Annotated in this window: 17 protein-coding genes; 4 read left to right on the top strand and 13 right to left on the bottom strand. The window is 65.2% G+C overall.

Annotated elements, in window-relative coordinates; all coding sequences use genetic code 11:
• Window positions 1-73: 73 nt before the first annotated feature.
• The 10 genes from QFZ40_RS14450 to QFZ40_RS14405 form a co-directional block, all read right to left on the bottom strand.
• Complete coding sequence (locus QFZ40_RS14450; RefSeq protein WP_306905233.1) at window positions 74-982, bottom strand: GGDEF domain-containing protein; 909 nt, start codon at window positions 980-982, stop codon at window positions 74-76.
• The gene (locus QFZ40_RS14445; RefSeq protein WP_306905232.1) at window positions 979-4371 is read right to left on the bottom strand and encodes a response regulator; all 3393 of its coding nucleotides are present in this window, start codon (window positions 4369-4371) and stop codon (window positions 979-981) included. The genes QFZ40_RS14450 and QFZ40_RS14445 overlap by 4 nt, the downstream gene beginning before the upstream one ends.
• 105 nt (window positions 4372-4476) lie before the next feature.
• Complete coding sequence (locus QFZ40_RS14440) at window positions 4477-5811, bottom strand: MBL fold metallo-hydrolase (protein WP_306905230.1); 1335 nt, start codon at window positions 5809-5811, stop codon at window positions 4477-4479.
• 77 nt (window positions 5812-5888) lie between these two features.
• Complete coding sequence (locus QFZ40_RS14435) at window positions 5889-8012, bottom strand: sensor domain-containing protein (RefSeq protein WP_306906935.1); 2124 nt, start codon at window positions 8010-8012, stop codon at window positions 5889-5891.
• 237 nt (window positions 8013-8249) lie between these two features.
• Window positions 8250-8516 carry a GlsB/YeaQ/YmgE family stress response membrane protein gene (locus tag QFZ40_RS14430; RefSeq protein WP_306905229.1) on the bottom strand — a complete coding sequence of 89 codons (267 nt, stop codon included), beginning with the start codon at window positions 8514-8516 and terminating at the stop codon, window positions 8250-8252.
• Between the two features lie 190 nt (window positions 8517-8706).
• On the bottom strand, window positions 8707-10077 hold the full coding sequence (locus tag QFZ40_RS14425; RefSeq protein ID WP_306905228.1) for a UDP-glucose dehydrogenase family protein: 1371 nt from the start codon (window positions 10075-10077) through the stop codon (window positions 8707-8709).
• Window positions 10074-11240, bottom strand: coding sequence for a glycosyltransferase family 4 protein (locus QFZ40_RS14420; RefSeq protein WP_306905227.1), 1167 nt, complete (start codon window positions 11238-11240; stop codon window positions 10074-10076). The genes QFZ40_RS14425 and QFZ40_RS14420 overlap by 4 nt, the downstream gene beginning before the upstream one ends.
• A 97-nt stretch (window positions 11241-11337) precedes the next feature.
• On the bottom strand, window positions 11338-11592 hold the full coding sequence (locus QFZ40_RS14415; protein ID WP_306905226.1) for a hypothetical protein: 255 nt from the start codon (window positions 11590-11592) through the stop codon (window positions 11338-11340).
• A gap of 33 nt (window positions 11593-11625) precedes the next feature.
• Window positions 11626-13059 (bottom strand): flotillin family protein, encoded by a 1434-nt coding sequence (locus QFZ40_RS14410; RefSeq protein ID WP_306905225.1) that lies wholly within the window; start codon window positions 13057-13059, stop codon window positions 11626-11628.
• Between the two features lie 472 nt (window positions 13060-13531).
• Complete coding sequence (locus QFZ40_RS14405) at window positions 13532-14461, bottom strand: hypothetical protein (RefSeq protein ID WP_306905223.1); 930 nt, start codon at window positions 14459-14461, stop codon at window positions 13532-13534.
• Window positions 14462-14742: 281 nt separating this feature from the next.
• Here QFZ40_RS14405 and QFZ40_RS14400 point away from each other — a divergent pair, with 281 nt between their 5' ends.
• Window positions 14743-15552, top strand: a complete 810-nt coding sequence (locus QFZ40_RS14400; RefSeq protein WP_306906934.1) for a PRC and DUF2382 domain-containing protein — start codon at window positions 14743-14745, stop codon at window positions 15550-15552.
• Between the two features lie 254 nt (window positions 15553-15806).
• Here QFZ40_RS14400 and QFZ40_RS14395 read toward each other — a convergent pair whose 3' ends face one another.
• Window positions 15807-16268, bottom strand: a complete 462-nt coding sequence (locus tag QFZ40_RS14395) for a DUF4383 domain-containing protein (protein WP_306905222.1) — start codon at window positions 16266-16268, stop codon at window positions 15807-15809.
• Between the two features lie 176 nt (window positions 16269-16444).
• Between QFZ40_RS14395 and QFZ40_RS14390 the strand changes: the two genes are divergently transcribed.
• Window positions 16445-17755 carry a cell division protein PerM gene (locus tag QFZ40_RS14390; RefSeq protein WP_306906933.1) on the top strand — a complete coding sequence of 437 codons (1311 nt, stop codon included), beginning with the start codon at window positions 16445-16447 and terminating at the stop codon, window positions 17753-17755.
• A gap of 39 nt (window positions 17756-17794) precedes the next feature.
• Here the strand turns inward: QFZ40_RS14390 and QFZ40_RS14385 are convergent, their stop codons facing one another.
• A complete protein-coding gene (locus QFZ40_RS14385; RefSeq protein ID WP_306905221.1) occupies window positions 17795-18226 on the bottom strand; it encodes a hypothetical protein in 432 nt (143 codons plus the stop codon).
• Window positions 18227-18265: 39 nt separating this feature from the next.
• On the opposite strand from QFZ40_RS14385, the gene purN reads away from it, so the two are divergent.
• Together purN and QFZ40_RS14375 are read left to right on the top strand one after the other, a co-directional pair.
• A complete protein-coding gene (purN, locus tag QFZ40_RS14380; protein WP_306905220.1) occupies window positions 18266-18847 on the top strand; it encodes a phosphoribosylglycinamide formyltransferase in 582 nt (193 codons plus the stop codon).
• Between the two features lie 546 nt (window positions 18848-19393).
• Complete coding sequence (locus tag QFZ40_RS14375) at window positions 19394-19903, top strand: hypothetical protein (RefSeq protein WP_306905219.1); 510 nt, start codon at window positions 19394-19396, stop codon at window positions 19901-19903.
• A gap of 66 nt (window positions 19904-19969) precedes the next feature.
• Here the strand turns inward: QFZ40_RS14375 and QFZ40_RS14370 are convergent, their stop codons facing one another.
• Entirely contained in the window at window positions 19970-21322 is a 1353-nt protein-coding gene (locus QFZ40_RS14370) for an MFS transporter (protein ID WP_306905218.1), read from the bottom strand.
• Window positions 21323-21442: the final 120 nt, after the last annotated feature.

The following is a 21442-nucleotide window of genomic DNA, read 5'->3' as shown; positions in this document are numbered from 1 at the left end:
AACTGCCCAGGCCAAAGAGCCAGAGGCAGAAACGGTCAAAAAGCTGGAGCCAAAGGGCTGCTGGAGCCAAGGGCTAGCGAGCCAGCTCCACCCGGTTCCGGCCGGCTGCCTTGGCTGCGTAAAGTGCGGCGTCCGCCTCGCCCAGCAGCTGCTCGGCGTCCAGTTTGTGCTCCATGGTGAACGCCGAAATCCCGGCACTCAGCGTTAGCAGCCCGGCAGGGTCGCCCGTGTGCTCGATCTCCAGCTCGCGCACCCTGTCCAGCGCCCGTTCCATGAAGATCCGGGCGCCCTCTTGCGTCTGGTTCGGCAGGACCACAAGGAACTCTTCACCGCCGAACCGGTACACGCCGTCGCTCGTGCGCGCCTGGCCCACCAGCGAGGTCGCGACTTCCCGCAGCGCGAGGTCGCCGGCTTGGTGGCCGTAAATGTCGTTATAGCTCTTGAAGTTATCCACGTCGCACATGGCCAGGCAGTATTCCTCGGCATACCGCTCGCTGCGAGCGTGCAGCTGCTCCAGGTCCTCGGACAGCTTCAGCCTGTTGTGCAGGCCCGTGAGCGGATCAGTCCTCGCCTGCTGCGACAGTACCTTCCGGTAATGCGCCAGGTCCGCGTGCAGGGTGGTCACCCGCAGTGCCACCAGCAGCCGGGCGTGCAGCACGAACGGATCCAACGGCTTGGTGACGTAGTCATCGGCTCCGGCCTCAAGACCGGCCAGCACATCGTCCCGGGACCCCTGCGACGTCAGCATGACGATATACGTGTACAGGTCCGCTTCCCGCGCCCGGATGGCGCGGCACAGCGCCAGCCCGTCCATCCCGGGCATCATCCAGTCCGTGACCACCACATCCGGCTGGTGCTCCAGGTAGAGCGCCCACGCCTCGTCGCCGTCGGCCGCGGCGAGACAGTAATGGCCGGAGCGTTCGACGGCGGCCCTGGCCACCAGGAGCGATCCTGGATCATCGTCCGCGACCAGGACTTTCATCGCGCCACCGCCAATGCGTTGTCCAGTTCCGCGTCCACCAGGGCCAGTTCCCGCTCCAGCCGGCTGAGGAGCTGCAGGCCGCCGTCGTGGTTTCCGTTCCTTCCCATGAGTTCAAGCTCGGCGCACAGGCCTGCCAGGGTAGTGGCGCCAATGTTGGCCGCGGCCCCCTTCAGCGCGTGGGCGGCCTGGGACAAAGCCGGGCCGCCGCCGTCGTCAATTGCCTGGCGCAGTGCCGCCAAACGGGCAGGGACGTCCCGGCGGAAAGCCTCCGCTGTGGCAGGCAGCAGGCCCATGCCATCCTCGGGACCCAGCTCACGCAGGATGGCCAGCCGTTCCGGGTCCACCGACGGCGGCCGTTCGGCGTCGTCGTCCGATTCGGGCACCCAGCGGGCCAGGGCTGCCTCGAGTTCCGCGGCGTCCACCGGTTTGGAGAGGTAGTCATCCATGCCCGCGGCGAGGCAGCGTTCACGGTCACCGTCCAGGGCACCGGCGGTCATGGCGATGATGGGGAGTCGGCTCTGCTGCCGGTCCCTGTTGCGGATGAGCCGCGTGGCCTCGAAGCCGTCCATCACCGGCATATGGCAATCCATCAGCACCGCCGCGTACTTTGTGGCCGCGGTGGCAGCAACGGCCTCAGCGCCATCAGCGACAACGTCCACGGCATATCCGAATTTCTTCACCGTGGCGCGGGCCACGAGCTGGTTTACTTCGTTGTCCTCCACTACCAGGATGCGGCCGCGGGACGGCCCGGCCTGCTCGATCTCCACCGGCGACGGTGCCTTCGCTCCTGCTGCCTTCGCTGCCGGAACCTTGGATTCCCGGGTGGACATCAGGCGGACCAGCCGGTTGTAGAACTCGGAACTTCGGACTGGCTTCATGAGCCATTCACGGACGCCGGCGTCAGCTATTTCTGCTGCGTTGACCTGCATGCTGGACGTCAGCAGGATCAGCTCGAGGCTCGCCAGTCGGGCGTCGGCCTTGATCTCGCGGGCAAGCTCCAGCCCGTCGACGCCGGGCATGCAGAGGTCCAGGACCGCGATGTCGAAAGCCTCGCCGGCTGCGGCTGCCGCCCGCGCCCGCGCCAGCGCGGACTCGGCGTCCGGCACGGCCTCAGGCCGGAGCCGCCAGCCGCGGAGCTGCGATTCGAGGACCAGGCGGTTTGTTGCGTTGTCATCCACCACCAGCACGCGGAGCCCGTTCAGGAAACCGGCAGCCGGGACGGGCGCGGTGGAGTGCGGAGCCACCGGCAGCGGGATCCGGAACCAGAAGGTGCTGCCTTCCTCGAGTGCGCTTTCCAGCCCGATCTCACCGCCCATGGCCTCGGTCAGCCGGCTGCAGATAGCCAGCCCCAATCCCGTGCCGCCGTAGCGCCGGGTGGTGGAGGCATCAGCCTGCGAGAAGGACTCGAACAGGCGGGCGTGGTCTGCCGGATCGATGCCGATGCCTGTATCGCGCACTTCAAAGTACACATCGGCCGTGCCCTGGTCTGTGCCGCCTGTCCGGGGGCCGCGCTCCTGGTTGAGTTTCGCGCGCACCCGGATGGAAACCTCTCCGGAGGGCGTGAATTTCACCGCGTTGGACGCCAGGTTCAGGAGGACCTGGCGGATACGGCCGACGTCGCCCTGCAGCCGCGACGGAACATCAGGATCGCAGTACGCGATGAGTTCCAGTTGTTTGGCCTGCGCAGCCTCTGCCAGGAGCCCTGCCACCTCCTCCACCAGGAGCCGCGGGTCGAATGGCCTGATGTCCAGGTCCACCTTGCCCGCCTCCAGCTTGGAGAAATCGAGGATGTCGTTGATAAGCGCCAGTAGCGACTCACCAGCGCCCTTGACGCCCTGGGCATACTGCTGCTGCGTCTCGTTGAGGGGCGTCTCCAGCAGCAAGGAGGTCAGGCCCACCACGCCGTTCATGGGCGTACGGATCTCATGGCTCATAGTGGCCAGGAACTCGGACTTCAGCCGGCTGGATTCAAGGGCTGCCTCCCGCGCCGCCTGCAACTCCAGCTCCGCGGCCCTGCGCTCGGTGACGTCGCGGGCAATGGTCGCGGTCCCCAGGAGCTGCCCGCCATCGCGGATGGCAGAGATGGTCAGGGACACCGCAATGACGCTCCCGTCCTTCCTTAGGTGCTCCGTCTCATGGCTCATGGCATCCGTTTCATAAAGCTGCCCGAACGCCTCCATATCGCGCTGTGCATTTGCCGGTGTCAGGAGGAACCGCCCGTCGCGGCCGATTACTTCCTCGGCTTTGTAGCCGTACTGCCGTTCCGCGCCGGGGTTCCAGCTGGTGATGATCCCGTCCTGCTCGGTGCCGAAGATGGCGTCGCCTGACGAGTTGACGATCGCAGCGAGCCCCGTTAGCTCCTGCGTGCGGACGGCAACCTCCTGCTCCAGGCCGGTAGTCAGGGTGAGGTTCTCGATGATGATCAGCACCTGCCGCGCCAGCACCACAACCAGGGTGACCCTGCCGACGGCCACCAGGAACGGCCCGAGTTCGTTGACATGCGGAGCCGCAACCAGAGCTATGGCGGCCAGGAGGGGGATGTACGGCACGAGCTCCAGGGCCAGGGCATAGGCCCGCCGGTCAGGGCGCGGATTCTCCGCAAACGGAACAAGGGGTGCCAGGGCAATCAGGAGGTACGCAATGATCCAGCCCAGTGCGAGAGGAGAGCCGGTCACCCCGGAAATACCCTCGAATGTCAGCCGGACATAGACGCTGTCAGTGATGGTTAGCACCAGCAGCCCGCCGCCAAAACAGAGCCAAGGCAGTCGCTCACCCGGTTGCCGGCGCATCGCCAGTACCAGCACCAGCGACGTGATGACTACATCCACCACCGGATATCCCAGGCTGGTCAGCCGGGTGAGGGTGTCGGAATCGTCCCCGCTGAATACAGGCCCCAGAACCAGATACCAGCTGATCACCAGCACCGAACCTGCGATGACGGCGGCGTCAAGGACCGTTCGGAGCAGGGCCACCCGGCCGCCCTGCTGCCGTTTGAAGGCGAACAATGCCACTGTTGCCGGAACCGAATAAGCCAGAAACAGGACATCGGCCAATGATGGGAATGGATAGGCATGGCCGGTGGCGAGGCCGAAGGATGTCCACAGAGCCTGCCCGGTCGCCCAAATGAAAGCGGCCAGGGCCATGAATGTCCATGCGCGCGCATTGGGTCCGCCGCGCCGCGCGGCACGGGCGCAACTGGTTCCGGCCAGCAGGGCTGACACCAGAATGGCGAAGTCGCCCACTACTAAGGCGGGTGTTGTGCCGTTGTTGGCGGTGAAATATAGTCCGAGGGCGGCAACCGCCACGGAAGCGAGCAAGATCAGCGGTCCCAGCGGGGTCTTGCTGCTGTCGACGGCGGGCCGCTGCTCGAGGAGACCAGTCTGAGACACGCGGGTCCTTCCCCCTAGGTGCGCCGTTTACCCAGACCCGGGGTTACCGGACTTGAGCCACCCGAGACCAGGGTGGAGACGCAAGGCTATGATATCCCTCACACCTCAAGAAGGAGCCGCGGGCCGGTAGCGTGCATCCACGTGGACCACGTCCCGGCCGGCCCGCTGCAGCAGGCTCGCTGCCACCCCTGAGCGGTAGCCCGAAGCGCAGTGGACCCACACCCTGCCGGCGGGCACTTCGTCCATCCGGGAAAGCAGCTCATGCAGCGGGACATTCACCGCCCCGGGGAGGTGGCCGCCGTCGTACTCATCCGTCCGCCGGACGTCCAGGACAACGTCTCCGGCACTGCGCCGGCGCAGCAATTCGTCCCAGCCCGCCCGGGGATAGTGCACGACGGCGGTGCCCGCGGCGAGGGCCGCAGGTTCGGTTCCCAGCGCGGCGGCGGGGGAATCGATGCCGATGCGCGAAAGGTCCCGGATCGCCTTCTCGACGTCGTCCCGTCCGCCCACCAGCGTCAGGTTCTCGCCCCACGGCAGGACCCAGCCCAGATAGGCGGTGAAACTGGACCCGCGGCCGTATTCGAAGCTGACTGAGCCCCGGAGATGGCCGCTCGCGAAGGCCACGCGGTTGCGCAGATCTACCACCCACTCGCCGTCGTCGAGCCTTCGGGAAAGCTCTGTGGGGTCCACTGATTCCGGGACCGTGAGGTCTGCCGGGCCCGCGCCGTTCCTGTTCACCGGGGCCATGTGCGCGTAGTACGAGGGGTAGCCCGTGAGGTTGGCGATGAGCTCCTGGACGAAGTGATCCTCATCGGGATCCATCAGGGCATGGTTGGTTGCCAGTTGCTCGCCGATGGTGGACCGGTGGGCGCCCGAGGGCGGCCCCGACGAACAGAACGACCCGAACCCGTGCGTGGGGTAGAGAGCCGCATCCGGCCCCGCCTCCTCGACCAGGTGGCGGACCGAGGCGTACTGGTCGTGGGTGAGCTGCTCGGTGTCTTCCGGGTCCACCAGGTCGGTTCGGCCCACGGATCCGTACAGCAGGCTTCCGCCCGAAAACACCGCCCGGTCCGGTCCGTCGGTGACCACATAGGAGAGGTGATGGTGGGTGTGGCCGGGCGTAGCAACAGCCTTGACGGTGAGGCGACCAACCCGGACCGTGCCGCCGTCGGCAATTGACTGGTGCTGGAACCGGACGGCGTCGGCGCCGTTGATCAGATACGTTGCGCCGTGGGCCCTGGCCAGCATCAGGCCGCCGCTGAGGTAGTCGTTGTGGACGTGGGTCTCGGCAACGTGGGTGATCCGCACGCCCGCCTCGGCTGCGGCAACCTCCACCCGGTCCGTGTCCCGCTGCGGGTCGATGACCAGCGCCACCTGCCCGTCATGGACCAGGTAGCTGCGGTCCCCGAGCGGCGGTGTTTCGATGACGACGACGTCCATGGAACCCATTGTCCTCGGTCAGACGTCAATCCGGCCTGGGGCGATCGCCCGGAATCGGCTGCTCCGGATGCACTTCGCTACCGGCCCCTCAGCGCCTTGATGGCCTCGTCCGCCTGCTGGACGGCGAGCTCCAGCCTGCTGCCGGCTACGGGGAGCGAGAACAGGTAGCCCTGCAGCGAATCGCACTCCAGCGCCATCAGGTAATCGGCCTGGGCGGCGGTCTCAACGCCCTCGGCGGTGACGGTCAGCCCCAGGCTGTGAGCCATGTTGATCATCGAGCTCAGAATCGGCAGCCGCTCCCGGCCGGTGCGCACCATGGAGACGAAGCTCTTGTCGATCTTCACAGTGTCCACCGGCAAGTCCTGCAGCCGGCCAAGGGATGAATACCCGGTGCCGAAGTCATCCAGCGCCACCCGGGCCCCGGCTTCCCGCAGGCTTGCCAGCTGTTTGATGAGGCTGGAGTCGGCGTCGAAAAAGACGCTCTCGGTGACTTCCAGGACCAGCTGATAGAGGCCCACTCCGCTGGCCTCGGCGAGGCTGATGACGCCGTCGGCGAAATCAGGCTCCTGCAGCTGGACTCCGGACACATTCACCGCGAGCGAGCGCGACAGGTCCTGGCTCAGCCACGGCGCCAGCCGCACCAGTCCCCGCGCCATCACTTCGGCCCCGATTTCCCCGATCAGGCCGCTGCGCTCCGCCATGGGAATGAAGACCGACGGCGGGACGCGCTCGCCGTCGCGGTTCCATCGGGCCAAAGCCTCAAACTGGACCACCTGTGCCATCCGCGGAGACACAATGGGCTGGAACCCCACGGAGATCTCGCGCCTGGCCACGGCCAGCTGCAGCCCCGTCAACATGTCCGTGCGCTGCACCAGTGCAGTCATCATGTCCGGGTGGAACCTCAGGAACCGGTTCTTGCCCGCCGCTTTGGCCGCGTACATGGCAATATCCGCCTGGCGCAGCAGCTCGTTCGTGCCGATCTCCTCCTGGCCCAAGGACGCAAGGCCCATGCTCAGGCTCGGGCGAAGGACTGTGCCGGCGATGGTCACCGGCACGTGCAGGCACCTGACAATGCAGGCAGCGATTTCGTCGGCGTCGGGGCATTCGGTCAGCAGGACAACGAACTCGTCGCCGCCGAGCCGGGCTACGACGTCGGCGGTAGGCACACAGCCGCGGAGCCTCCGGGCGACCTCCACCAGCATGGCGTCGCCCGCCTGGTGGCCGAGGATGTCGTTGACTTCCTTGAAGTCATCCAGGTCAATCAGCAGGACATCCACTGACTTGAGCCTTGGGGCTCGCAGGGCGGCGGCCAGCCCGTCATTGAACACAGCACGGTTGGCCAGCCCCGTCAGCGGGTCCTGGAAGGCCATGGCGCGCAACTGTTCGGCTTGGGCCGCGAGGTCCGTCATGGCCTGCTGCGCCTGCTCCTGGGCGCGACGGCGTGGCGTGACGTCGCGGAAGCTCCACACCCTGCCCACAATCCGGTCGCCCACCCTCTGCGGACGCGAGTCCCTTTCCAGCGTCCTGCCGTCCTTGAAATCCAGGACATCGTGGCTCTCACAGGACGGGTCCTTCTCAATCTCGGCAATCCTGGCCAGGAAGGCGTCCGGGTCGGCCACCCGTTCCAGAACCAGCCGAATGACAGGCGCAGCCTCGGAACCATCGAGGAGTTCCGGCGGGATGCCCCACATCTTGAGGAACTGCTCGTTGATTCCGGAGAGCCTGCCGTCCGTGCTGATGACCAGGATGCCGTCGGCAGTTGATTCAAGCGTTGCCGTCAGGAGGGACAGTGCCTCGTGCAGATCCGTATCCGCCTTTCGGTGCGAGATGCTCCGGATGGAAGCCAGCAGCTGGGTTTCATTGCCGGATTCCAGCAGGGCGCCGGCAGCTTCGGCGGCGAACTCCGTGCCATCGCTGCGCACGCCGTATACTTCCCGGGGCGGCACGGGTTCCTCCCGATGTTTTTTCAGGTGCTTGAAGATCCGGACGATTTCCTTCCTGGATCCCTTCTTTAGCAGCTTCCTGTGATCGCTGCCGACCAGCTGATCCCGGGCAATACCGAACAGGCGTGTGGCTGCCGTGTTGGCCATGCTGATGGTGCCGTCAACCGCGATGCCCAGCAGCGCATCGGGGCTTGCGTCGAGGATTGCGTCAGTGGCTGCGGCGCCCTGGGCACGAACGATCGGTTGGGCAGCGGACATCCCCAGTGCATCAGCGTCATTGCCGAACTTCGCCAGCTCGTCGTTGTGAGGCCCGGAATCCCCCATGGCACAACCACCCCCACCACATCATAAAGTGCAGTGGAGCCATATCAATGGTGCCGGGAGGAATCGTTCTCCATTCGGGCCCTGCAGCACGGGGCCTTTCGTGATGCCAAGCAGAGGCGCCCCCTTCAAGGATGAAGGGGGCGCCTCTGGCTTATTCGTGTCAGATGCGCGTCATACGCGGCTGCTGCGGTTGGCTACCGCACCGTAGATCAGCAGGACGATAATCGAGCCCAGAATGGCCAACAGCCAGGTCCGGAGGTCGAAGAATTCGGCCAATCCGCCGCCGAAAATCAGGGAACCGATCCAGCCGCCCAGAATGGCGCCCACGACGCCCAGGACGAGGGTGATCAGCCAGCCCCCTCCTTGCCTGCCGGGCAGGATGGCCTTCGCAATAGCTCCAGCTATCAGGCCCAAAATGAGAAATCCAAGAATTCCCATGATCACACTTCCTTGTCGATAATTGGTGCCGACGCCTCACCCCGGTCATCCAATTCAATCAGTGTGCTTACTATTGCGCAAGGATTCCGGATATCAAAGGTGCGGATTCTACGCAGGCGTGGAAACGCCTGGAGACGACCGGACCCGCTCCGGATCAGCCCTGGTCCGTCCGTCCGACGTGCGCGGTGCGTCAGAAGTGAGGAATCTCCGCCAGCCTCACGGTGCTTCCGGCCCGTCCCGGTCCGCGGACAGTCCAGCCTTCCGCCTCCCAGGCGGCCGGATCAAGGACGTTTCGGGCATCGAGGACCACCCGCCGGCGCACCAGCCCGCCAACCGCTGAAGGGGACAGCCGCCGGTACTCATCCCATTCAGTGAGCAGCAGCACCAGTTCGGCACCCTCCAGGGCCCGCTCTGTGGATGCCTCAAAGCGGAGTTGCGGATAGCGCATCCACGCGTGGTTCACGGCTTTCGGGTCCGTGACCGTCACATGCGCGCCCGCGGCCGCGAGCCGGGCTGCGACATCCAGTGCAGGGGAGTCGCGGGTATCGTCCGTCTCCGGCTTGAAGGAGGCGCCTAGGACAGTAACCGAGCGCCCGGCCAGGCCGCCACACAGCTCAGCAGCCAAATCCACCGTGCGGGACCGCTGGTGCAGGTTGATGGAGTCCACCACACCCATCCAGTCATCGACGGAGCCCACTCCCAGGGCAGATGCCTGCGACCGGAAGCTGCGGATGTCCTTGGGCAGGCAGCCTCCGCCAAATCCCAGCCCGGCATGCAGGTAACGGCTGCCGATCCGCGGATCCATCCCCATTGCCTCGCTGAGCTCCGTGACATCCGCGCCTGAGGCGTCACAGAGTTCCGAGACGGCGTTGATGAAGCTGACCTTGGTGGCCAGGAACGCGTTGGCGGCTGATTTGATAAGTTCCGCGGTGGCGAAGTTGCACACGAGCCGGGGAATTCCGGCGTTCAGCAGCGGTTCATACACGGCGTCCAGCGCAGCGGTGACTGCCCTGGGCGCACCCGTCGCTGGATTGAACGCCGCGGCCTTCCCGCCTTCGACGCCGTAGACAAGCCGGTCCGGAACCAACGAATCCTTCACTGCCGTGCCCTGCCGGAGGAACTCGGGATTCCAGGCCAGCGGCACGTCAGGACGGCCGGCGAGGATTCCGCGGAGCATGTCCACAGTGCCCACGGGCACCGTAGATTTACCGACGACGGCGGCCCCCCTCGCAAGGTGCGGGAGCAGCGCCTCCGCAGCGGACACCAGGAAGCTGAGGTCGGCGCCGTCGGACGTCTTTGACTGCGGCGTCCCCACGCACAGGAAATGTACCTGCGCGTCCGCGGCATCCGCGAATTCGGTGGAGAACGTGAGCCGACCGGTGGTGCGGCCGTCCCGGAGGAGCTCGTCCAGCCCCGGTTCAAAGAACGGCGGCAGGCCCCGGGCCAGACGGTCCACCTTGCCGGCGTCCACGTCGATCCCCACCACGGTGTGACCCATGGAGGCGAGGGTGGCGGCGTGCACCGCGCCCAGGTACCCGCAGCCGATCACGGAGATTTTCACAGCGCTGCACCTCGCCTGGAACCGTGCAACCCCGCCAGCGGGGATGCTGAGATGACTTCGCGGTAGTGCCCCACAAGTTCTGCGCTCAGCGCCGGCCAGGTCCGGTGCTGGACCGAGGCGTGGGCTGCTGCTGCAAACGCGCGGCGCTTGGCATCGTCCCCCATCAGGTCCATGACCTGCGCGCGGAGCCCGGCGAGATCCCCGGGTTCGTAGAGCCAGCCGGTGCGCGAGTTCTCCACCAGGTCCAGCGGCCCGCCGCGTCCCGTGGCCACCACCGGCACTCCCGATGCCATGGCCTCCTGGATGGTCTGGCAGAATGTCTCGAACTCACCCGGATGGACAAAGAGATCGAACGACGCAACGGCGCGTGCCAGGTCCTCACCTCCGAGGAAACCCGTGAACACCGCCCCCGGCAAGGCTTCCTCCAGGGCAGCACGCCGCGGACCGTCACCTACTATCACCAGCCTGGCATGAGGGACATCGGCGAGGACTGCCAGATCCTCGACCTGCTTCTCGACGGCGAGCCTGCCCACATAGCCAATGATCCGCTCACCGCCCGGCACCACGGAGGCCCGCCACCCGGCGTCGCGCTTTTCCGGCGAAAACCGCGCCGTGTCCACACCCCGCCGCCACATGGCAACCCGGGGAATGCCCCGGCCGCGCAACTGATTCAGCGCGAATGTGGACGGCACCAGGGTCCGGGTGGCCAGCAGATGGATGTTCTCCACGCGGTTCCACGCCCAGTTCTCCAGGAACGGCACGCCGTAACGGGCGGTGTAGCTGGGGACCTCGGTCTGATAGATGGCGATGGTGGGGATCCCCAGCTGGTGTGCTGCCTGCACAGCGCGCCAGCCGAGCACGAAAGGCGAGGCAAGGTGGACGACGTCCGGCGCGTAATCGGCAAGGATTCGCTTGACCCGGTACACACCGCCCATCGCCACACGTACGTTGGTGTAGCCGGCCAGCGGTACCGAGGGAAGCCGGTGCACCAGCGCACCGTGGACCAGCTCAGGACCTGCGGCCGGCTCTGCTGCCTGCGTCGACGGGGCAATCACCAGCACCTCGTCGCCGCGGTCCTGAAGATGCTCCAGCACCCGCAGGATGGAGTGCGTTACCCCGTTCATCAGGGGCAGGAATGATTCGGCCACAATTGCGATCCTCACGCCTCCACGGTGGGCGCCCCGCCTGACGTGACGGGAGAGGGGGCGTGACAGGCAGTGAAAGGTTGGGTTAACAGCGGGTTTGGTCGCCAGGCCCGCCTCAGCGGGAGCCGGGCCCGCCGTGCTTCAGAACCTCCGGCAGTTCATCCACATAGACCGTTTGGGGCGGCTCAAAGTAGATGACCAGCACTTCATCTCCCACCCGGAACACGCTCGTCTTGTCGAACGGGTGGGCGTGGAAAGCGTTGGTCCCGCCCAGATACGGCAGCATGACTTCGCCTATGGTGCCGGGCCCGATCCGCCCCGTCACCCGCCCGATCTGGCCGGTCAGGCTTCGATCAACGTCCCTGTGCATCGGAGCCCTTCTGTGTCCGTATCCTCCCGGCCCCTAGGTCTCGGGAGCCTTCGGCGGCCGCTTCGCTTCCCGGCCGTTTTTCAGGGCGGAGGCGAGGGTCGGGAGATAGTCGCCCGCCTGGGCCAGGATCCCGCCGAGCATCCGGTTGACGCCGTCGCCGCCGTTCAGCACGGTCATCTGGCCGACATGGGAGAACGGCTCGGCCGCCGCAGCGATGATGGCCGGCATGTTTTCGGCCAGCTGCTGCGAGATGACGGCGTCCTGGTTGGTTCCGAGGGCTTCGGCGCGCGCCTTGATGCCCTCGGCCTCGGCCAGGGCCTTGGCCTTAATGGCAGACGCTGCGGCGTCACCGCGGGCCCTGGTGGCCGCGGCTTCCGCCTCGCCCGTGACTTTCGTGGCGCCGGCGGCTGCCGCAGCAGCGGTAGCGTTCGCCTGGGCCTGGAGCTCTGTCCGCCGCGCGTTGACCTGGGCTTCAAGTTCTGTGCGGCGGGCCAATGCCTCGGCGGCGCTGATGTCTGCGGCCTTCTGGCCTTCAGCCTCGGTGCGCTTGGCGTAGGCCTTGGCATCGGCCGGCTTCCGCACGGTGGTCTGGAGTTTCTGCTCCTCGCGGTCAGCCTCGAGCTTGGCTACTTCCGTTTCCTGCACTACTACCTGCTGGCGCGCTGTAGCGTCGGCGAGCGGGCCGGCCTGGGCGGCGTTGGCCTTAGCCCTTTCGGCGTTCGCCTGCGCCACGGACTGCCTGATGGCGGAGACACTCTGGGCGTCGGCAATAAGTGCTGCGGCCTCCGCTTCCTTCTCCGCTGCCTCGCGGTTCCTGGTGGCCTCGGCAATCCGGGCTTCCATTTTCACCTGGGCGATGTGCGGCTTGGCGATGTTCTGGATGTACCCCGTAGGATCCTGCAGGTCCTTGATCTGGAGCGAATCCACGACGAGGCCCAGCTTCTCCATTTCCACGCCGCTGGCGCCACGGACCTGTGATGCAAGCTTGTCCCGCTCACGGATGATTTCTTCCATGGTCATGCTGCCGATGATGGACCTCAGATGCCCCTCGAAGACGTTGTACACCTGGCTTTCCATTTTGGGCTGTTGACCGAGGAAACGCCTGGCCGCATTGGCAATGAAGGGCGGCGCGTCACCGATTTTGTATATCACCACGCCTTCCACGACCACCTGTATGCCCTGGGATGTCACGCACGACACTTTGAGCTCGGTTTCGTTTAGTGTGAGCGACAACGTCCGGACCGTCTGGAGGCCCGGAAAAACCAGGGCACCCTTGCCCGTGACGATCTTGAAGTCCATTCCCTCCCTTGTTTCGAGGGATCCGCGCGTCAGCCCGGAAATGATGAGGGCCTCATTCGGTTCAGCCACTTTCCACGTCAGCCTGACAGCAACCCAAATAAAGGCAATAACTGCGATTGCCCCGATGATGACGGCAATAAGCGGGAAGAGAGCTGAGAAGTCCGGCATTGACCAGGCCCTTTCATGGTTATGGAACAGGCATGGCGCCACACCCCAAATAATGCAGCTGATCAATCCCTGCGGGCTTGAAGACGGTAATTCCGGCATGGAATCCTGCTGCTGTAGTCAGTCTGATTGGCTCCCTCCGAAGAGTCCAGAGTCTTGGCGATATTTGCCTGCGGCAACTGTGAAAGTGCCCGACGGCGGTATCGCACAGCCGTCTGCTGGCCGTCCGGGAGGCGCTTCAGGTTGGCGGGGAGGGCAGAGTGTGCTGCTTCAGCTCTCCCCGCCATTGAATCCGCGCCCTAGTGCACCCTGCGCACGGGGTCGGGCCAGTTGCCTACGCCGTACGAGGCGCAGGCGCGGTGGAGCTCATGGATTGTTGGGGACATGACTGTTTCTCCTGACTGAATGTTGGTGTCCGGACGCCGACGGCGCACGGTGGTCAAGGCCTGCCTCAAAAAGGGCAGGGATGACCTGTTCAGTCGGGAGAAGACCCGGGGTCGTAGGAAGGGCTGGCGGGCGCGGCCTCTGCAGCCGGCGGGCTGGTTGTCCCGGTGGTAGCAGGGAGCCCGGGCCAGGATTCGGCGATATCCGCTGCGCCGCCGAAACCGCCGGCGGATGCGGAACTGCCGTGCCCTGCATGGGCCGGCAGCGCCGAAACCCGGAGCGGCTCTTGCGGGACCGGCGTGTCGCTAGGGGTGGACGCGGTCGGTGCTGCTGCCGGACGCGCACCGGATCCGGCCAGGTCCCGGGCGGGAGTGAAGCCGAACCTCACGTCGAATACTGCAGCGGCGGCGACGATTGGGTCCGGGACGTCTGCAGCGACAGCAATGCCTCGCCCGGACTCGGACACCGGCTCCGGGACTGCGGCAGTTCCGGGCGCTACTGCCGACGCCGTTCCGTCGGGTTCCGCCACCGGAGCCATGCCGGGTGCCGGCGTCGGAAGCGGCGGAAGTCCGGGAAGGGGGACAGGGAGGGGAGCCGGAAGGAGGTCGGGCAGGATAGCCGGAAGCGGCAGTAAATCAGCCAGCGGAAGTTCCAGGGGCGCCTGTACCAGGGGGAGTGCGGGAAGTGTGGGTGCAAGGGCGGTGACTGTACCTGAGACTCCGGACACGACTGGGCCGGCCGCAGCAGTCAGGGCGTCGGTAAGGCCGGCGGCAGGGCGGAGAACGGCGGCTGCAGAGACCGGTGCAGGGTTTCCTGCGCCGCCCGTTGCCGGGGCTGGGAGCGGAGGCAGCGGGACAGACTGGACAGGCTGGACAAGCGGGGATGACGTGGCGTTCTGCAGGAGTGCGCCGGCGTCCGGGGCGGAAACGTCGGCCTGCGCGGTGGCGGCTCCCCAGATGAGCCAGGCCATGGCCGCCAGGAGAGCTAACAGCACGGGGCGCGCAGCAGGGCGGAGACGCATCAGCAGTCCTGCCCCCATCCGGTCCACCCCCTCGCCGATGGAATATCACGCTACGCCTGGTGGTCCTGTTCGTCCATAGGACAGCACCCGTCAGCCGCCCTGACGACCGGAAAATTCACTCTTCTCATTAATGCTAAGCAAGCTTAGTATGTAGGGGCAGCTATAGCGGAACCTCAAGAAGATGGGGCGGTTGCCAAACCTGCCGGAGCACACTTCCCGGCATCATGAGCGCATCCACCGCAAGCCCAAGCCAGCGCGAAAGCGCAAACAAGGGAGAAATCATGCTCACGAGGGAAGACATCGAAAGCCTGCTCAACAATGGTGGAGACGTCGTCGGATTGGACGGCGAGAAGATTGGTTCCATCGGCCAGCTCTACGCTGATGACGATACGGGCGAGCCCACGTGGATCACCGTTAAAACTGGACTGTTCGGAGCCTCTCAGTCGTTCATTCCGGTCGAGGGGGCCCGGATTGAAGGCAGTGATCTGGTGGTCCCATACACCAAGGACCACGTGAAGGACGCACCACGGGTCGAAGTTGACGGACACCTGGAACCGGAGGAAGAGGACCGCCTGTATGCCCACTATGAACGGGAAGGAAACAGGACGTACTCGGAGGCACGTACCGACGCCGGCTACCAGGAGGAAGCCGGCTACCGCGAGGAAACGGGCGCACGCGCCGGAGCAGTAGGGCGGGATGTGTCCGGCCCTACCACCGACGACGCCATGACCCGCTCAGAGGAACGCCTGAATGTGGGCACTGAGCGGCAGGCCACCGGACGCGCCCGGTTGCGCAAGTACGTCACCACGGAAAACGTCCAGCAGACAGTGCCGGTGCAGCGGGAGGAAGTCCGTCTGGAGCGCGAGCCAATCACCGACCAGAACCGCGGCCAGGCTATGGACGGACCGGATCTCAGCGACGAGGAGCACGAGGTGGTCCTGCACGAGGAGAGGCCGGTGATTGACAAGGAAACGGTGCCGGTAGAGCGGGTCCGCCTGGACAAGGAGACCGTCACGGACGACGTTACTGTCGATGAGGAAGTCCGCAAGGAACGCATCGAAACGGACGGCATCGACGATACACGCCGCTAGCGCGGCGTCCCATATGAGCCGTCCAACGAAGGGCGCATAACCAACCACGCCGGGAGTCGCCTTAGGCGGCCCCGGCCTCTTACCCCCGTCGTAGTTCACGGAGTTCCCTGAATTGGCTGGCACGGGGCATGAAAAAGCCGGTGCAGCCGTTCGCGGGGACCGCGTCAACTGCACCAGCCAGTAGGACGAATATTCAGAACTTATGAATCTTTCCTCATTCGCGGCTCCTATTTCCCGGGGTTTGATATCCGGGTTTATTTCCTCTCGCCGGTCATGTTCCGTGAGAACAGCCAGCCAGCAGCAATCATCAGTACACCCAGCACCAGGTGGGTCCAGTTGTCCGTCATGTTCAGCGACAGGAAATTGGCCGCCGAATCAACTCCGACACTTAGCCCAAAAATGCTGAGGATGATGTACAGCGCGCCGGCACCCAAAAGGTAGTTTCGTGCGCCACGTTCGGTACGTGACATTGCCCAGCCGGTTGCCCCGATTGCCAGCTGCACAATGTTGAGCAGCATGGATACCTGGAACAGGCCAAGGAACATCGCGTGCGAATCAGGCCCAAGGAACATCAATTCGCTGTAGCGGGTGGTGATGCCGGGGATAAAGCCCAGGACACCCACCACCATCAACACAATTCCCACACCCATGCCGGCGTTCTGGACGTCTGCACGTCCAAAATGAACGCCATGTGCGTGTGGGGATGCGGTAGTCATTTTCTGCCTCCAACCACTGATTGCGGACATTCCAATTTTACGGCGGTCGCATGGAAAAAGCGCCGGAACCGGGGGGCCACGCAATGCCGTTCACGCCAAAGGCTCCACAGTCTCCAGCAGCCATTGAGCCTGTCGTAAACAGGGGAGAGGGTCCCGCCGTGACACCATGGAAAGCGATGAAACTGCGCGCTGATCAGACCGGAGACCGTGGCCTTCCCATGCCCTTGTGGCTGCAGGGGGCGCTGGAAACGGCACAGGCAGCCATCATTTCCGCACTGGTGGTGGTGGTTCCGATCGCGGCCGTATGGGCGACTTCCGGCTTCCAGAATTCCGCCTTCGACGTCCTGGCGCGCCTCGCAGGCCAGTCATGGCTTCTGATCCACGGAGTGCCCCTGCAGTTGGCCGCGCTCGGATCCGGTGCGGCGGGCAGTGCCGGGTCGGGAATGCTGACCCTGACTCCGCTGGGGCTGACACTAATCCCCTTCCTGCTCGCCTGGCGGGCGGGGAGGCGGCTTGCCCGTGCGTCCTACACGGACCAGTTATGGCAGGCGCTGCTCGGGTCGTGGCTCGTCTACGCCGCCTTCGGCGCGGCCACCGGCTTCATATGCCGCAGCGCCGACGTCGTGATCAACCTCTGGTACGCGTTGCTGATACCGCTGATCCCGTTTGCCCTCGGCATGGTGACCGGTGCCCGGCGCGAGGCAGGCTCCTGGAGCCGGCTCATCGGCGTGGACGCGGTGGCCTGGATCTCCCGCACTAGCCAGCATTCCCGCTGGGCCGGATCGTACTTCGCCTCGGCCGCGAAGGCCGGCTTTGTGGCCATGGCGTCCGCGTTGGCGCTGGCCTGCCTGCTGCTGGCGGTGGACTTCTTCATCCACTGGAACCTGGTGATCGCCGTCTATGAAGCGCTCGACGCCGGCCCCGTGGGAGGTGCCGCCCTCACCATTGCGCAACTGGGCTTCCTCCCCAACCTCGCCGTGTTTGCCCTGGCCTGGGTCTCCGGTTCCGGCTTCCATCTGGGTGTGGGTTCGCAGGCGGGTCCGCTGGGCACGGCTATCGGTCCGCTGCCGTCTGTCCCCGTCTTTGCGGCCATTCCGTCAGGTTCGCTGGACTACGGTTTTGCGGCGCTGGTTGTTCCTGCCCTTGCCGGCGTGCTGGCCGGGTGGTGGTTCCTGCGCGAAGGCGAAAACCATTTCGATGAATGGCTCGCCATCAAGGTCCATGCCCGTTGGTTTACTGCCCCGGTTTCCACCCTTGTGCTCGGTGTGCTGGTGGGCCTGGTGGCCGGCGTACTGGCTGCTGCCCTGGCGTGGCTCGCCGGCGGCTCGGGGGGACTTGGCCGCCTCAAGGACATTGGGCCGGACCCGCTGTGGACGGCCGTCTGGCTGGCCGCTGAAGTGGGCATCGGCGTCGTGATCGGCTACGCGGCGGGACCGTGGCTGGAACGCCAGCCGCAGGTGGAAGAGGAAGTGGAACTGGCGCGCTAGCGCCTCTCCTGATTGCGCCGTTTCCTGAGTGCGCCGGCGTCAGCGCAGCTGCATCGGCACGGAGTTCTCCAGCTGGATCCGGCACTCGGACATGCCTTGGTCCGTCAGGGCTGCCCGCGAGCAATCCTGGAAGTCGCGGAACTGGTTGAAAAACGCGGAAACCGCCAGGATCAGCAGCACCATGACCAGCGAAACTGCCAGCCCCGAAATGGTGCCGAACAGGACCAGCTTGGATTCTTTGAGCTGCACCGCCCTAATTAGCAGCAGGATGCCCAGGACAAAGCTCGCCACCGTCAGTATGGCCGCCAGCCAGAGGTAATTCAGGTCCAGCTGGATCACGAAAAACGAGCCCAGCACGGTGAGAACGAAGATCCGGAACAGGTTGTGCGTGGTGCTCAGCGAGCTCTTGGCAGCCTCGCTCAGCTGGGTGCTGGTCCGCTGTTGCCCAGCCGGCTCCGGTGTCGTGTTCATGTTTTCCAGCCTACGCGAGCCTGCCCATAAGCTAGACCCATGCGCATCGTAGTCCTCGTTTCCGGTACCGGCTCCAACCTCCAGGCGGTCATCGACGCCGTGAAGGAAGGCGAGCTGGATGTGGAGATCGCGGCTGTGGGATCGGACAGGCACGGGACCTATGGGCTGGAGCGGTCCGACGCTGCGGGAATCCCAACCTTTGTCGTGGACTTCAAGGCCTACGCACACCGGGCTGAATGGAATGCTGCCCTGACGACGGCCGTGGCGGCATTTGAACCCGATGTTGTGGTGTCATCCGGTTTTATGCGGATCGTGAGCCCCGACTTCATCAACGCCTTCAACGGCAAATACATCAACACCCACCCCGCGCTGCTCCCCGCCTTTCCCGGGGCGCACGGGGTGCGTGACGCCATGGCATACGGGGTGAAGGTCACGGGGTGCACGGTGCACTGGGCAGATGCCGGGGTGGATACCGGTCCTATCATCGCCCAGGAAGCCGTGACTATCGAGGATTCGGATACCGAGGAGACCCTGCACGAGCGCATCAAGGCGGTGGAGCGGCGGCTCCTGGTGTCGACCCTGGCCTCCCTCGCCGCAGCCTCCGCTCCTCCTCCCAACTAAGTAGCAGCAGGGGTCGTTTTGGGCCCTCAAAACGACCCCTGCTGCTACCCAGTTGGGCCAGGGTGATTTCACCTGTGGATAACTTCCGCACGGAGGCTTGGATTTTGCCACCATGGGGCGATGAAGACACCAGGGCCGTTGCCCGGACCGCTCGCCTCCGTTGCGTTCACGTATCGGGAAGCTGTCGACGCCGGTGTGTCGCGACGGCGGTTGCGGCACCCTTCGCTTCATATCCCAAGCAGAAGGATCAGGGAGCCATGGCAGGAGAAAGAACCTGAGCTTCTGCCGCGCACCCGCCCTTTGACTTTGATCACGGAATTTTCGGCGGCGTCGCACGCGACCGCGTTCTCTCTGTGGTTATTTCCCGGGTTCCTTCCGGCCGCGGACGATCCGATCATTCACATTTCCAGGCCGGATACGATGGCAATTCCCCGGCGCGCCGGAGTCCGGGGCCACCGCGGTCAGTTCTTTGCCGACGAAATAGTGGACTTCCATGGCCTGCTGATAACCTCCCGGACGAGGACTTGGTTGGACTGCGCCAGGAAGATGAGCATTGAGGAACTGACGGTGGTGGCAGACCACCTGCTGCGGATTCCGAGGTCGGGGTTCGAGGCCAGGTCGGAGCCGTACGCCACCCGGGAGGAATTGGCGGACATGCTTGACCGGCACAAAGGGACCCCTGGAATCCGCAAGGCCCGTCTGGCGCTCGAACTCGCGCGTGTGGGATCCGACTCCGCCCCCGAGACCAGGCTGCGGCTGGCACTGGAATACGCCGGCCTGCCGGAACCGCAACTGAACGTGCCTACGGAACTGAGTGCCGGCGTCGTGCGTCAACCGGATCTTGCCTACCCGGAGCAAAAGGTGGCGGTCGAATACGAGGGCGAAGGGCATTCCGATGCCGCGCAAATAATCCGGGACATTGCCCGGGAAGAGGATTTTGCGAGGGCAGGCTGGTTAGCGGTGCGAGTCTCGAAGCGGCACATGCACAACGATGCACGGCTCGCCGTGGCCAAAATCCCTTCAGCGCTGGTGAGCCGCGGCTGGTCGCCCAAGTAGGTAGCAGCAGGTGTCGTTCTGGACGCCCAAAACGACCCCTGCTGCTACCTAGTTGGGGAGGGGGAACTACTCGAGGCGGCGCTGCTTGGTTTCGGGGGAGAAGAACGCCATCCAAAGCACGGCCACCAGGACCAGCACGCCGGCGAGGGCAAACGAAGTGGCCAGGCCGAGCTCCGGCCAGAAGTAGCTGGCGAAGATGAGCGGACCGAACCCGGCTCCCAACCGCGAGAACGTCGAGGCCCAGCCGAAACCGGTGCCGCGCAGCTCGGTGGGATAAAGCTCGGAAACATAGGCGTAGAGCACGGGAATGGCTACCTGCACCACGAAACCGAACACCAGCAGCCAGAACACTGCGGCCATGGGTATGTCCACCACAAAAGCCACGATCACCAGCGTCAGCGCGGACAACGGACCGGTGACCGCCAGAATCCATTTACGGCCCACCCGCTCCACCAGCAGCGCCGCGACGACCACTCCCAGCAGGCCGACGGCGGCCATCGACGCGGTGGTCACGAAAGCCTTGTATTCGGCGAACCCGGCACCGATAAGGATCCTCGGCATCCAGGTCAGCGACAGGTAGTAGACGAGCAGGATGCTGAAGAACAGGGACCAGGCCGCGGCCGTGATCTTCCAGTTGAACTGCCACACCAGCTGCAGCTGCTGCCACGCGCTCCCCGCCGACAGCCGCGGAACGGCCCGGGCGTCGGGGAGGCTGTATGCCCGCGGCTCCGCCCCCGTGGCTGCCACCAGGCCATCGATCACCCCTGCAGCTTCCTCACGGCGGCCCTTCCGGATAAGGAACAGCGGGGATTCGGGCACGCTGCGGCGGATCCAGAACACCAAGAGCGCGGGCAGCACCATCACCAGCATGGTCAGCCGCCAGTCGGCGAACACCGCCACGAGCGCAGCGGAGACAAAGCCGCAGAGCGCGGCACCCACTGGCCACCAGCCGTCCATAGCCGTGAGGACCCTTCCCCGCTGCTTCCGGGGAGTGAACTCACCCACGAGGGCGTAGTCCACAGGAATGCAGCCGCCCAAACCGAAGCCGGCCAGGAAGCGGAACACGCAGAACCAGATGAAGTCGGGGGAGAACGCGCCCAGGACGGTGAAGAGGGAGAAAATCAGCAGCGTCGCGGTGAACGCCTTCTTGCGGCCGATCGTGTCCGCGATGGTTCCCCACACAAAGGCACCAAGGGCCATGCCGATCAAATTTGCGGTGCCGATCCAGCCGGCTTCGGCAGGGGTCAGGGACCAGTGGGTGGAAAGCAGCGGGATGAGGATGCCGTTGAGCGTCACGTCCCAGGCATCGAACATGAACCCCAGGCCGCCGATCACGAAGATCCTGCCTTGGACTTTCCAACGCCAAGGCAGTTCCTGGACCACCTGTTCGCCGCTGGGCACAGTGGTGTACGTATTCATCTCAGCCTCCTGCCAAAACTCTAGCCGCGCCTACAGACCTTCACACTCCGGCCGGTAGACACTCCGCTGGAGGATCGGCCCCGCCTTCACGATAAACTGGCCCTATCCCCACCAACCGCG

This window comes from Arthrobacter pascens (assembly GCF_030816475.1).
Taxonomy (GTDB): domain Bacteria; phylum Actinomycetota; class Actinomycetes; order Actinomycetales; family Micrococcaceae; genus Arthrobacter; species Arthrobacter pascens_B.
The sequence above is the reverse complement of the archived record's forward strand: the minus strand, read 5'-3'. Positions and strand labels throughout refer to the sequence as shown.